Annotated in this window: 9 protein-coding genes; all 9 read left to right on the forward strand. The window is 66.8% G+C overall.

Going from position 1 to position 14,429, the window contains the following annotated elements:
* The first annotated feature begins 250 nt into the window (after positions 1–250).
* The 9 genes from IPP28_09875 to IPP28_09915 all read left to right on the forward strand — a co-directional run bounded on the left by IPP28_09875 (position 251) and on the right by IPP28_09915 (position 14,427).
* The gene (locus IPP28_09875; GenBank protein MBL0041327.1) at positions 251–1,504 is read left to right on the forward strand and encodes an HlyD family efflux transporter periplasmic adaptor subunit; all 1,254 of its coding nucleotides are present in this window, start codon (positions 251–253) and stop codon (positions 1,502–1,504) included.
* A gap of 99 nt (positions 1,505–1,603) precedes the next feature.
* On the forward strand, positions 1,604–2,377 hold the full coding sequence (locus IPP28_09880; GenBank protein ID MBL0041328.1) for an ABC transporter ATP-binding protein: 774 nt from the start codon (positions 1,604–1,606) through the stop codon (positions 2,375–2,377).
* Between the two features lie 16 nt (positions 2,378–2,393).
* Positions 2,394–2,582, forward strand: coding sequence for a hypothetical protein (locus IPP28_09885; GenBank protein MBL0041329.1), 189 nt, complete (start codon positions 2,394–2,396; stop codon positions 2,580–2,582).
* 11 nt (positions 2,583–2,593) lie between these two features.
* Entirely contained in the window at positions 2,594–5,044 is a 2,451-nt protein-coding gene (locus tag IPP28_09890) for an ABC transporter permease (protein MBL0041330.1), read from the forward strand.
* Positions 5,044–7,482, forward strand: coding sequence for an ABC transporter permease (locus tag IPP28_09895; protein MBL0041331.1), 2,439 nt, complete (start codon positions 5,044–5,046; stop codon positions 7,480–7,482). The genes IPP28_09890 and IPP28_09895 overlap by 1 nt, the downstream gene beginning before the upstream one ends.
* A 1-nt stretch (position 7,483) precedes the next feature.
* Positions 7,484–9,907 (forward strand): ABC transporter permease, encoded by a 2,424-nt coding sequence (locus tag IPP28_09900; GenBank protein MBL0041332.1) that lies wholly within the window; start codon positions 7,484–7,486, stop codon positions 9,905–9,907.
* An 8-nt stretch (positions 9,908–9,915) separates the two neighbouring features.
* Positions 9,916–12,342: an ABC transporter permease gene (locus IPP28_09905; GenBank protein MBL0041333.1), complete on the forward strand. Its 2,427-nt coding sequence runs from the start codon at positions 9,916–9,918 to the stop codon at positions 12,340–12,342.
* An 8-nt stretch (positions 12,343–12,350) separates the two neighbouring features.
* On the forward strand, positions 12,351–13,016 hold the full coding sequence (locus IPP28_09910; protein MBL0041334.1) for an ABC transporter ATP-binding protein: 666 nt from the start codon (positions 12,351–12,353) through the stop codon (positions 13,014–13,016).
* A gap of 22 nt (positions 13,017–13,038) precedes the next feature.
* A complete protein-coding gene (locus IPP28_09915) occupies positions 13,039–14,427 on the forward strand; it encodes a sigma-54-dependent Fis family transcriptional regulator (GenBank protein ID MBL0041335.1) in 1,389 nt (462 codons plus the stop codon).
* The last annotated feature ends 2 nt before the right edge of the window (positions 14,428–14,429 follow it).

Here is a 14,429-nt window from a genome sequence, read left to right on the forward strand (position 1 = left end):
GTCAACCGAGACTAAACCCTTCGCAGACGGGATTCCATGCGATGCGGGCTTGCCTGGAGTCTGCAAATTCGACTTCGGTGCAAGGAATCGTCAACACGGGAGAATCGCTCACCGGTGTTCGGCGACGGAGCAGATCGCTGTCCGATTCCGGACAAGCGAACACTTCGCTCGTCGTCGTTGACTCCGATAGTGAATAGAAACAGTGGCTTGCGACCATTTAGTTTTGGCACGCCGATTGCGCCAATGGGGCATGGACATCTCACGCCCCGATCTGAAAGCCAAGAAACGCCGTCGCCAGCTGATCTATGTCGGCGCCGGCATCGCCACCCTCGTTGCACTCGCATTCGGCCTCTCGGCGATCGAGCCGGCGGCGCCGAAAGTCAGTCGATCGCAGGTCTGGATCGATGCCGTGAAGCGCGGCGAGATGAAGCGCGAGGTGCGCGGCCCGGGCACGCTGGTGCCGAAGGAAGTGCGCTGGATCGCGGCCGAGACGGCGGCGCGAGTGGATCGATTCATCGTCAAGCCGGGTGCGACGGTGACCGCCGACACCGTGATCATGGAACTGTCGAATCCGGAAGTGATCGACCAGTTGCTGGCCGCGCGGTCGGCGGTGACGGCCGCCGAAGCGGACCATGCGGCGCTGCGGATGGGCCTGGAATCGCAGGTGCTGGACCAGCGCGCGAACATGGCCGGCATCGAGGCCGACTATGAATCGGCACGCCTGCAGGCCGAAGCCGAGGCCGATCTGAACACGAAGGGCATCATTTCCGACATCAACTTCCGCCGCTCGCAGCTCACGTCGGAGCGCCTGAAGGTGCGCCTCGACATCGAGCAGGAACGCATCGCCAAGTTCAAGGACACGATGCAGTCGCAACTGGCCGCAGGCCGCGCGCGCATCGACCAGTTGCGCAACACGCTGGCCTTGCGTGAACGCCAGGCCGAAGCCCTGAAGCTCAAGGCCGGCATTGACGGCGTGCTGCAGCAGGTGCCGGTCGAGGAGGGCCAGCAAGTGGCGCCGGGCACCAATCTCGCGCGTGTCGCCCGCCCGGACGTGCTGATCGCGGAACTGCGCATCGCCGAAACGCAGGCCAAGGATGTGCTCGTTGGCCAAAAGGTTGCGGTCGACACCCGCAATGGCATCGTCGAAGGCGCCGTGTCGCGCATAGATCCGGCCGTGTTGAACGGCACCGTGCAGGTCGACGTTGACCTGGTCGGTGCACTGCCGGCGGGTGCGCGCCCCGACCTGTCGGTCGACGGCACCATCGAGATCGAGCGCCTGGCGAACGTGCTTTACGTCGGCCGCCCGGCCTACGGCCAGCCGGAATCCGACACCACGCTGTTCCGCATCGATCCGAAGTCCGGCATCGCGACGCGCGTGCCGGTGCGCCTCGGCCGCGCCTCGGTCACCGTCATCGAAGTGGGTCGCGGCCTTGCGGAAGGCGACCAGGTGGTGTTGTCCGATACCGCGCAGTGGGACAAGTACGACCGCTTGAAATTGCAGTAACGGCAACCCCCTCCCAACCTCCCCCTCGCGCTGCGAAGGGGAGGAGACAAGATGAAAGACGCAGTACTCCGAATTCAACTCACGACAAGAGCAAACGCCATGACCGCAGCGACTTCCTCCCTGATCCAGATGCGCGACATCAAGAAGGTGTTCTTCACCGACGAGGTCGAGACGCATGCACTCGCCGGTGTTCACTTCGATTTGGCGCGCGGCGAATACGTGTCGATCTCCGGGCCGTCCGGTTGCGGCAAATCGACCCTGCTGTCGATCCTCGGCCTGCTCGACACGCCGACCGAGGGCAGCTACACGCTCAACAACACGTCGGTCGAGGCGATCAACGCCAACGAGCGCGCGCGCATCCGCAACCGCGAGATCGGTTTCATCTTCCAGGCGTTCAACCTGATCGGTGACCTCAGCGTGTTCGAAAACGTCGAGCTGCCGCTGACCTATCGCGACGGCATGGGCAAGGGCGAACGCAAGGATCGCGTGCAGGAAGCGCTCGAACGCGTCGGCATGGCGCATCGCCTCAAACACTACCCGGCGCAGTTGTCCGGCGGTCAGCAGCAGCGCGTCGCGGTGGCGCGCGCCCTGGTCGGCAAGCCGTCGATCCTGCTTGCCGACGAACCGACCGGCAACCTCGACTCGAAGAACGGCGAGGCGGTGATGGAACTGCTCGACGAACTGCACAAGGGCGGCGCGACCATCTGCATGGTCACCCACGATCCGCGTTATGCAGAGTTCGCCGGCCGCAAGATCTTCATGTTCGACGGCCGGGTTGTCGATGAAGAGACCCTGCACCGGTTGCGCAAGGAAGAAGACGCGCGCCTCTTCAAGCGTGTCGCGACGAACCCGTCGGCCGGTCAGGCCGCGTAACCAGGGAGTGAGGAACATGAGCAGCAACGATCGCAATGAGCGGGTCGAACCGAACGCGGTGGCCGATGCCGCGCTGGTGCGTGACCTGGTGAATGGACTGGTGCACGCCTTGCCGGCGATCGCGCTGGGTTCCCCGCGCCTGCCCGATGCGCGCAGCCGCGCGCACGACTTCGCGCGCGCATTCGCCGCCCGCCGCGCCGCCTGAGGAAGCCGACGATGAACGCATTCCTGCGCAATCTCCGCCTCGCGCTGCGTCAGTTCGGTCTGCGGCCGGGACTGTGGGGTGCGATCGTGGTCACCCTCGCGCTCGGCATTGGCGCCAACGCCGCCGTGTTCCACGTGTTCGAGCGCCTGATGCTGGCGGCCCTGCCGTTCCCGGAAGGCGAGCGCCTGGTCGCGGTGTACAACTCCTATCCCAAGAACAATCTTGAAGTCGCCGGGACATCGGTGCCGGACTACTTCGATCGGGTCGAACAGGCGAAGTCGCTGGAATCGCTGGCGATGTTCAACAATCTCGGCATGAACCTCACCGGTGCGGGCGCGACTGAACGCCTGCGTGCGCTGCGCACCACGCCCTCCTTGTTCGACGTGCTGCGGGTTCGGCCGGCGCTGGGTCGTGGCTTCCATGCCGACGAGGCCGTGGCCGGCGGTCCGAAGGTCGTGATCCTGACGCATGCCCTGTGGCTGTCGCGTTTCAATGGCGCGGCCGACACGATCGGCCGGAACATCGAGGTCGACGGCGAGACGTGGCAGGTGATCGGCGTGATGCCGGCCGGATTCCGCGTCCCGACCCAGGAGGCGGACATCCTCGTGCCCTTCCAGTTGGCGCCCGAGCAGCGTTCCGACAACGAACGCGGCAACGAATATTCGTCGTCGATCGGCCGATTGGCACCGGGCGCGACGCTGGAAGGGCTGAACGCGGAGCTCGATGCGATCGTCAAGCGCACCGCCGATCGTTTGCCGGCGGACTACAAGGCCTTCTACGAACAGAGCGGGTTCACCGGGATCGCGCGCGACCTGCGCGAATTCGTCGTAGGCGACATCGGACAGACCTTGTGGACCTTGCAGCTCGCGACCCTGCTGGTGTTGCTGATCGCCTGCGCGAACGTGGCCAACCTGTTGCTGGCGCAGAACATCGCGCGTTCGCGCGAATTCGCGGTGCGCAGCGCGATCGGCGCGGTGCGGGCGCAGCTGGTCCGGCAGACGCTGACCGAGACCGCGGTGGCTGCCTTGATCGGTGGCGCGCTCGGCCTGATCGTGGCTCACGGGGTGTTGCTGGTGTTGCGCGAATTCGCTGGCAGCGCGCTGCTGCTCGCCAGTGTCGACGCGGTCATGCCGTGGCGAACCCAACTGCTGACGCTCGCCGTCAGCGTCGTACTGGTGCCGCTGATCTCGCTGGTGCCGATGGCGTTGGCGACTCGGGACGGTCAGGTGTCCGCGTTGAAGGACGGCGGTCGCGGCAATACCGGCAGTGCCGCCGCGGTCCGTGCGCGCAGTGGCCTGGTGGTCGCGCAGATCGCGCTGTCCTCGGCCTTGCTGGTGACCTCGGGCTTGCTGGTCCGCAGTTACTGGAAGGTCGCCGGCGAGTCGCCCGGCTTCGATGCGCGCGGCGTCACCAGCGCCTTCGTCGAGTTGCCGCAGAATCGTTACGCCGACGCGGTCGCCCGTGTTGCCTTTTACGAGCGCGCGCTGTCGACCGTGCGGGCGATGCCCGGAGTCGAGGAAGCGGGCTGGGTGACCGGACTGCCGTTCACGCCGTTCGGCTGGGGTCGGTCCTACCGGATTCGCGGCATCACCGACGACAACGAGATGCCGCCGCATACGCAGGTCCGCATCGCTGACGGCGGCTACTTCAAGACCGTCGGTATCCCGCTGCTGAAGGGACGCGTGTTCGGTCCGCAGGATCGTGCCGACAGCGAGCACGTGGTGGTCATCGACGAGTTCCTCGCGCGCGAACGCTTCGGCGACCGCGATCCGATCGGCCAGTACGTCGGCAATCCCGGCGAAAACGGCGAGCCGGGTGATTGGTGGCGCGTAATCGGGGTGGTCGGCACCGTCAAGACCAACCGACTGGATCAGGCGGTCAGTAAAGAAACGATCTATTGGCCGATCACCCAGTCGCCGGTGGAAACCGCGACGATGGTGGTGAAGTCGGCGCGCGATGCGGAATCGATGACGCGCGAGCTGCGCGCCACCTTGCAGTCGGTCGATCCGATGCAGGCCGTGTTCAACGTCGCGACCCTGGATGCGCGCATCAACGATTCGCTCGGCATCCGCCGCGCGCCGCTGGTGCTGGTCGCGGCCTTTGCGGTCATCGCGTTGCTGCTGGCCGCGATCGGCCTGTATGGCGTGCTCGCCTTCGTGGTCGGGCGGCGCAGCGGCGAAATCGGCCTGCGCATCGCGATCGGGGCGCAGCCGCGCGATGTGATGCGCCTGGTGGTCGGGCAGGGCATGCGTCTGCTGGCCTTCGGCCTTGCGCTCGGACTGGGGGTCGCGCTGGTCAGCGGTCGCGTCGTTGCGACCCAGCTGTTCGGCATCAGCAGCATGGATCCGGCGACCTTCATCGTCGTCGCCGCCGCACTCGCGCTGGTGGCATTGGTCGCCTGCCTCGCGCCGGCCGCGCGCGCCGCGCGGGTCGATCCGATCGACGCCTTGAGGAGCGAATGATGGCGGCCTGGATGCGTGGCTTTTCGGTGTGGCGGAACCTGCTGGAAGCGGCACGTGCACTGATGGCGCGCCCGGGTTATCTGTTCGCTTGCGTGTTGACGCTCGGTCTTGGCCTCGGCGCCAACCTCGCGATCCTGACCTTGCTCAACAGCGTGTTGCTGAATCCCTGGCCGACGCCGAATCTTGACCGGATCGTCCAGGTCTGGAGCGAGAACCAGCATCGTCGCGGCGATGGCGGCCTGTCGGTGCTCGAATACACCGAACGCAAGGATGCCGCGTCGGTCGAGGCGATGGCGCTGTCGCACCGGATCGGGTTGAACCTCAATGGCGACGAGCAGGCCGAGCGCATCGAAGCGCGGCGCTCGACCTCGAGCCTGTTTCAGGTACTCGGCGTGCAGCCGATGCTGGGGCGGGCGTGGGCCAGCAGCGAAGAGGTCGCCGGTCGCGATCATCTGCTGGTGATCTCGCATGCCTTGTGGCAATCGCGCTTCGCGGGTGCGGCAGACGTCGTCGGTCGCGATGTACGGATCGACGGCGAGCCATGGCGCATCATCGGCGTGATGCCGGACGGGTTCTACTACCCGAGCCCGAGCACGCAGGCGTACGTGCCCTTCGCGTTCGAAGCGGAAGAGTTGCGCGAGGATTTGCGCGGGCGCGTGTATGCCACGGCAATCGCGCTGCTTAAGCCCGGCCGTACGGCCGAGGATTTGCAACTGGAGCTCGCCGCCGAATTTGCCCAACGTGCCCAGTCGACCCCGTCGATCCAGGACGACATCGCCCGCAACGGCACCCAGGTGCGCGTGCAGGGGGTCTTGAGTTACCAGTTCGACCGGATCGGCCCGATCATGCTGATCGCGCAGTTCGCGGTGCTGATGGTGTTGCTGGTCGCCGTCGCGAATCTGACCGGACTCACCCTGTCGAACTGGCTCGCGCAGCGCCGCGCCTATGCGGTGCGCGCGGCGCTCGGCGCGTCGCGCTTCCGGTTGATGGGCAAGGTGTTCGCGGAAGGATTCTGGCTGGCACTTGGCGGTGTCCTCGCTGCCTTGCTGATCGGCCGCCTGGCGCTGGCCGGACTGGTGGCTGCGATGGGTCCGGTGACGGCACGCATGCCTCTGCTCGACATCGATTCCCGCGTCGTGGTCGTGACCTTGGGGCTGGCCATCGGGGCGGCCTTGCTGGCCACCCTGGCGCCGGCCCTCGCCAGCGGGCGTCTGGTACGCACCGCCGAACTGCGTGCGCAAGGGGCGGGCGGCGACGCACCCGCCGCGGGGCGATTGCGCAACCTGCTGGTCGGTGCCCAGATGGCGTTCGCGATGACCTTGTTGTGCGCGTCGTTGCTGCTGGCGCGCAGCATGCAGGATGTATTCGCGGCGCCGGCGGGGCTCGACAGCGCGCAGGTGCTCAGTGCCCAGATCAGCCTGCCGGAGACGCGTTACGACACGCCAGAAAAGCAGGTCGATGCGCAGTCGCGCATGCTGGCGGCGCTGGCCGCCCAGCCCGGCGTACTGGGCACGGCGCTGAGCGATGTCATGCCCTATTCGAATTCGGATCGCAGTTCGAGTTATGGCGTCGTCGGTCGCTCCGACGACGCTGCAGCGACGCCTGCCGCGCATGTGCGCACGGTCAGCAGCGACTGGTTCTCGACCCTGGCGACGCCCGTGCTGCGCGGGCGCGTCTTTGCCGAGGGCGATCGCCTCGGGGCGACCCCGGTCGCGGTGGTCGACCAGCGGTTCGTCGATCGCGAGTTTCCGGAAGGGAATGCCGTTGGTGCGCAGATCGAGGGATTCACCGCCGAACCGCTGACCATTGTCGGTGTGGTCGCGAACGTGCGCCTGCTTTCGCGTGACCGGGATCTCGCACAGCCGACGATCTATGTCGCGCAGGCGCAGCGACCGTCGGCCAATCTCGGCCTCGTGCTGCGTACCCAAGGCGAGCCCGGACTCGCCACCGCGGCCTTGCGCACTGCGCTGCGCGGCGTCGATCCGGATATCGCGCTGTTCGACGTGATGACGCTCGATGAGCGCATCGATGCCAATCTCGCGGGCCGTCGCGGCATGAGCATCACCTTGGCGACGTTTGCCGTCTGCGCCTTGCTGCTGACGGCCATCGGCCTGTTTGGCAGCCTGGCGCTGAGCGTGTCGCAGCGCACGGCCGAGATCGGTGTGCGCATCGCGCTCGGTGCCGATGTCGGGCAGGTGCGCCGGATGATGATCTGGCGCGGCTTGCGGATCGCGTTGATCGGCATCGCCTTCGGCCTCGCGGCGGCATTGGGACTGATGCAGGCGCTCGCAGCAGCGGTGCAGGACCTGAACGTCTTCGACCTTCCCAGCTATGCCATGGCGGTGGCCGCGCTGGTCGTCACCGCACTCGTCGCAAGCATCGTTCCGGCACGGCGCGCTGCACGGGTCGAACCCATCCAGGCCTTGCGTGGAGATTGAGATGACGTCGTTCTGGAACATGTTGCAACTGGAACTGCGCAATGGCCTGCGCCAGCTGACGCGCCGCACCGCGCACAGCGCGCTGATCGTCGCCGTGCTGGCGACGGGGCTCGGCGCCACCCTGTTCGTGCTGGTCGTGATCGATGCGCTCGTGCTGCGGCCGATGCCGTTCCCGGACGCCGAACGGCTGGTGCAGATCGGCGAGTCCGACCACAACGAGCCGGGTTTCCTCGACGCGATGAATTCGCAGGACCTTCTGGACCTGCGCGCGGCGTTGACGCGGTTCGACGCCGTCGAAAGTTTCTCGGGCGGCACCATGAACCTGTCCGATGGCAAACACGTCGAGCGCTACGACGGTCAGTTCGTCAGCGGCGGATTGTTCAGCCTGATCGATGTCGATGCGCAGATCGGGCGAACCCTGAATGCCGACGACGACCGCCCGGGTGCACCCGCACGCGTGGTCATCAGCGACCGCGTCTGGCGGCAACGATTCGCGGCATCGCCCGACGTGCTCGGCCAGATCGTGCGCATCAACATGGAACCGGCCGAGATCATCGGCGTGATGCCGGCCGGGTTTGCCTTTCCGTTCGTCAGCGATGTCTGGACCGCCGCACGCGATGCGACCGGCCAACCGGAGACGCAGCAGCGCGACGCCGAGGTCATCGCGCGCCTGAAACCGGGTGCATCGCTGGACGAGGCTGCACTCGAACTGCAGACGGTGTGGCCACGTCTGCAACAGCAGTCGCCGGAGACGCGTCGCGACGTGACCCTGGCGGCGCAGCCGGCCAGCTTCCGTTTCATCAACCCGCATACGCGCACCATCGTCGGCATTCTGCTCGCGGCGGCCTTGTCGGTGTTGCTCGTGGCCTGCGCCAATGTCGCGAACTTGCAACTCGCGCTGCTCAGCCAGCGCAGCCGTGAACTGGCGCTGCGTGCGGCCATCGGTGCCGGACGCGCGCGCCTGCTCGCGGCCCTGTTGGCGGAGACTCTGGTGCTCACAGCGGTGGCGACGGCGCTGGCCCTGGCCATTGCGCACTGGGCCGGCGTGTACGCCATGCGGACCTTCGTCGAAGCGGGTGATGGTCCGGCCTATTGGGTCGACTTCACGATGACGCCGCGCGTCGCCCTGTTCGGTATCGGCATCGCGGTCTTGACCACGATCGCGGCCGGACTGGTGCCGGGCTTGCGCGCCTCCGGGTACGAACTGAGTCGCACCATCGTCGACAACGGTCGCGCCGGCAGCGGCGCGTCGCGGGTGGCGCGCGGATTGATCGTGGCCCAGGTGGCGTTCTCGTGCGTGTTGCTGATCGGGGCCGGCATGGCCTGGCGGCAGCTCGAAGCCCGTTCGCGATTCGATCTCGGCATCGACACGCCGGCGACGGCGGTATTGACCGCACGCGTCGGCATTTTCCCGCAACAGTATCCGACCGGTGCGGAACAGGTCGCTTTCTTCGAGCGCATCGCCGAACGCTTGCGCGGCGAAGCCGGCGTGTCGGCCGCGACGGTGGCGGAAACGCTGCCGGGTCTGATGAGTGGTCACGCCGAACTGTGGATCGAGGGGCAGGACCCGAATGCGAAGCGCGATGAAGTGGCGCGTGCCGCGGTCGATGATGGTTTTGCCGCGACCTACGGTTTGCGTGCGCTGTCGGGGCGCTTGCCGGATGCACGCGACACCGCCGACAGTCTGCCGGTGGCTGCGGTCGATCAGCGCTTCGCCGACCGCTACTGGCCGGGGCAGGACCCGCTGCAACGGCGCTTCAAGCTGGGCCAGGACGATGCCTCGCCCTGGATCACCGTAGTCGGCGTGGTGCGCAACCTGACGCTCGAAGATGTCGACGACGAGCCGCAGCCGAGCGTGTTGCTGCCGATGCGGCAATCGCCCGTGCGTTTCGCGACCGTGGCCGTCAAGACCAGTGGTGCCGCCGAGGCCTTCGCGCCACGGCTGGCCGAAATCGTGCGCGAAGTCGATGCCGACACGCCGGTGTACTGGGTGCGTACGCTCGATGCGGCGTTGGCCGCGGATCGTGTCGGCGACCGTTTCCTGACGCGGCTGTTCGGTCTGTTCGGTGCGGTCGGCTTGCTGCTCGCCGGCGCCGGACTGTTCGGCGTGCTGGCGCAGGTCGTGCAGGCGCGCACCCGCGAGATCGGCGTGCGTCGTGCCATCGGCGCGACCGGTCGCCAGGTCGTGACCGCGGTGGCCGGCGACAGCGCCCGCCTGCTGCTGATCGGCCTCGTGCTCGGCATCGGCCTCGGCGTGCCGTGGGCGATGCTGCTGGCGCAGACCTCGCTTGGTCTCGATCCGTTCGACCCCCTGATCTTCGGCAGCGTTGTCGCACTCGTGGCCTTGGCCGGTGCGGTGTCGGTGCTGGTCCCCACCCGGCGTGCGCTCGGCATCGCGCCGAGCGAAGCCCTGCGCAGCGAATGAGGATGCCCATGCAGACGTTCTGGAATGACTTGAAGTCCGGCCTGCGCCAACTGCTCAACCAGCCCTGGTCGAGCGCGTTCGCGATCGGTGCGCTGGCGTTGTCGATCGGCGCGATCACCGCGCTGTTCGCGGCGGCCAATGCCCTGTTGCTGCAGCCGGTGCACGGCATCGATGCGCCGGATCGGCTGATCGAGACCGGGCGTGGCCGCGACGGCAGCCTCGACACGATTTCGGCACCGCTGCTGCGCGAGTTCAACGCGCCGAGCACTGCCATCGAAGGCATGTATGCATGGACCTTGTTGCCGGTGAATCTGGTGGCCGGCAAGGAGCCGACGCGCGCCTTCGGATTCATGGTCAGCGAAAACTACTTCGACTTGCTCGGCGTGCGCGCCGAGCGCGGCCGATTGCTGTCGCCACAGGCCGACGCCAAGCGCGGTGCCAGCCCGCACGCGGTGATCAGTCATGCCGCCTGGCTGAAGTATTTCGACGGCGATGCCGATGTCGTCGGTCGCACCATCACCTTGAACGGCCAGTCGTTCACGGTGATCGGCGTCGCCGCCCGCGACTTTCGCAGCCATGTGTCGCTGTTGTCGCCGGATTTGTACGTGCCGCTGTCGATGCAGCGCCAGGTCCAGCCTTCGAACGGCGATTTGCTCGATGTCGTCGGCGCGAGCTGGCTGCTGAGCGGTGCGCGACTGAAATCCGGCGCGACCATCGAGCAGGCCCGCGCGGAACTGCGTGCGCGCTGGGATGCCTTCAACAAGGCGAATCCGGATCCGGGCGAAGCGCGGCCGGACCAGACCATGAATGCGTTGCCGCTGGGTGCATTGCCGAACGACATCGCGCGCGAGTTCACCCTGTTCAGCGGCGTGATGATGGCGCTGGTCGCATTGGTGCTGCTGATCGCCTGCGTCAACGTCGCCAGCATGATGCTCGCCCGCGGCGAAGCGCGCGCCGGCGAATTGTCGGTGCGCAGCGCGCTCGGTGCCGGTCGCTGGCGGCTGACGCGCATGTTGTTCAACGAGTCGCTGCTGCTGGCGGCGATCTCGACCGTCGTTGGCGTGCTGATCGCGAAACTGCTGCTCGGCGCCGTCGATCTCGGCGCCTTGCCCACGCCATTCCCGATCGAGGTCTCGCTTGACCTCGGCTGGCGGCCGCTGCTGGCTTCGGTGGGTGCGGCGGTGATGGCCGCCCTGGTGTTCGGCATGTGGCCGGCGTGGCGCAGCGTGCAGGCTCGCCTGAGCGAGGCTTCGCGTGGCGTCGTGGTATCGCGCAGTCGCAGTCGCGAGTTCCTGGTCGTCGCCCAGGTCGCGCTGACCCTGGTCTTGCTGGTCGCGTCGGCGCTGTTCCTGCGTGCGCTCGACCGCGCCCATGCGATCGAACTCGGGTTCCGCGTCGATGGCGTCTACACCGCCGACCTCGATCTCGAACCGACCGGCTACGACAATCCGCGCCAGCAGCAAGTCGCGCTCGACGTGGCCGAAGCGATCCGCAACACGCCCGGCATCGAACACGTCGCTTATGCGCGTGCCGTGCCGCTGTCGGGTTCGGAAATGGTGCTGGGGACGGTCGGTGACGAGAATACGCCGGAAGACATCCGTTACGCCGCGACCGACATCGTGTCCGAGGACTATTTCCGCACCCTCGACATCGCCGTCGAAGGCGAGACGTTCAGCCGTGCGCGTCATGCCAGCGGTGATCCGGTCGTGATCGTCAACCGCACCATGGCGACGGCCTTGTTCGGCACGCAATCGGCACTCGGTCGCAGCATCAAGTACGACGGCGTCGAATCCGGGCAGGTGCGCATCGTCGGCATCGCCGCCGACAGTCGTTACGCCCGCCTGTCCGAGGTCGACAAACCCTTCCTCTACGTGCCGACCTGGCAGCGTGATGCCGGCCAATACACGTTGTTCGTGCACAGCCTCCTGCCGCAGAACGAGATCGCGCGCATCGTCCGTGATGCGGTCACGCGCGTCGACGGCAACCTGCCGAAGCCGACCGTGCACGGGTTGTCCGACACGGTCGCGCTGGCCTTGTTGCCGCAGCGCGTGGCCAGCGCGGTCGCGGGCACGCTGGGGGCGCTCGGTTTGCTGCTGGCCGGGATCGGCACCTACGGGCTGATCGCCTATTTCGTGGCCAGCCGCACCCGCGAAATCGGCGTGCGCCTGTCGATGGGCGCGACGCCGGCGCGGATCGAACGCGACGTATTACGGCGCGGGCTGCGTCTGGGCGCGATCGGTCTCGTCGTCGGCCTCGGATTCGCCATCGCGCTGGCGCTGGCTGTGTCCGGCCTGGTGTTCGGCCTGGTTGCCGGCGACGTGATCGCCTTCGCGGCCGCGGCGCTCGTGCTGGCCGTGGCGATCTTCAGTGCCAGCTGGTTTCCCGCGCGCCGCGCTGCGCGCGTTTCGCCGATGACGGCGCTCCGCCACGAATGAGCCTGAGCATGATCGAACTTCGCAATCTCGAACGTTCCTACCCGATCGCCAGCGGCCGCAGCTGGGTGTTGCGCAACATCAAGCTGGACATCGCCGAAGGCGATTTCATCTCGATCACCGGGCCGTCCGGCTCCGGCAAGACCAGCCTGCTGAATGTGCTCGGCATGATGGACCACGACTGGAGCGGCGAATTCGCCTTCGACGGCCACAAGGTGCAGGGCATGAGCGCGAAACAGCGCCAGGCCTTCGCGCGCGACAAGGTCGGATTCATCTTCCAGCACTATCACCTCATCGACGATCTGACCGTGGCCGAGAATCTGGACCTGCCGCTGCAATATCGCGACGTGCCGACGCGGGAACGCACGGCGCGGGTTGCCGATGCGCTGGATCGGTTCCAGATCGTCGGCAAGAAGGACCTGTATCCGAACCAGCTTTCGGGCGGACAGCAGCAGCTGGTCGCGGTCGCGCGCGCGGTGATCGCACGGCCGCGCCTGTTGCTCGCCGACGAACCCACCGGCGCCCTGCATTCCAGCCAGGGCCAGATGATCATGGATCTGTTGCGGCAGTTGAACGGCGAGGGCACCACCATCGTCCAGGTCACCCACAACGAGGCCTACGCGAAAATGGCCAAGCGTGTGGTGTCCCTGTTCGACGGCTGGCTGACCGAAGTCTGATGGCAGCGGCTAACATCGCGTCATGTCCCAACTCCCGATCCTGATCGCCGACGACCAGCGCGATGTGCTCGAAGCACTGCGCATGATGCTCAAGGCCGAAGACATGGCCTGCGTCGTCGTCTCCGATCCCGAGGCGGCAATCGCGGCGGTGAAGCGCCAGCATTTCGCCTGTGCGCTGCTCGATCTGAACTACAGCCGCGATACCACGTCGGGACGCGAGGGCATCGAGTTGATCCAGCAGTTGCGCGCGATCGAGGCACAATTGCCGATCGTGGTGATGACCGCGTGGGGCACGATCGATCTCGCGGTGCAGGCGATGCGCCATGGCGCTGGCGACTTCGTCGAGAAGCCCTGGGACAACCATCGCCTGCTCAGCATCCTGCGCAACCAGATCGCGCTCGGTGCAGCGCAGCGCAGGGTCGAGAAGCTCGATGCCGAGAACGGTTACCTGCGGGGTGACGAGGCCGAGGGTTTCATCGCGCAGTCGCGGGCGATGCAGCCGGTGCTGGAGATGATTCGTCGGGTCGGTCCGTCGGACGCGAACATCCTGATCACCGGCGACAACGGCACCGGCAAGGGCGTGATCGCCAAGCATCTGCACGAAGCCTCGCGGCGCAGCGACCGACCCTTCATCAAGGTCAACATGGGCGGTGTACCCGAGCACCTGTTCGAGGCCGAGATGTTCGGTCACGTCAAGGGGGCATTTACCGATGCCAAGAGCGATCGTGTCGGCCGCTTCGAGGTCGCCGATGGCGGCACCTTGTTTCTCGACGAGATCGGCAACATCCCGCCATCGCAGCAGCCGAAACTGCTCCGCGTGCTGGAAGATCGCGAGCTCGAGCGGGTCGGTTCGTCGCGCACGCTGAAAGTCGACGTGCGCGTGATCTCGGCGACCAATGCCGATCTCGCGGCGCTGGTGAACGCCGGCAGTTTTCGCAAGGACCTGCTGTTCCGGCTGAACACGCTGGAAATCCGTCTGCCGCCGCTGCGCGAACGGCGCGAGGACATCGCCGCCCTGACCGCGCATTATCTGGCGCGGTTCGGCGAACGCTACGGACGTCAGGACCTGCGTGTGGCACCGTCGGCCCTGCGCCAGCTGGAGGCCTACCACTGGCCCGGCAACGTGCGCGAGCTCGGGCACCTGGTCGAGCGCGCGGTGCTGATGACGTCCGGCGACGTGATCGAGGATTTCGCGCTCGACCCGAGCCTGCCGCCCGTTGCCAAGTCGAATGGCGGCGCAGCGCCCGCACCGTCGGCCGATGCCCAAACGATCGAGCAAGCCGAAGAGGCGATGATCCGGAATGCGCTCGATCGCACCGGCGGCAATGTGCTCAAGGCTGCCGGCCTGCTTGGGCTGAGCCGTGGCGCCCTGTATCGGCGCCTCGAAAAATACGGGCTGCGTGGCGACTGAAC

The organism is Lysobacterales bacterium (genome assembly GCA_016721845.1).
GTDB lineage: Bacteria > Pseudomonadota > Gammaproteobacteria > Xanthomonadales > Ahniellaceae > JADKHK01.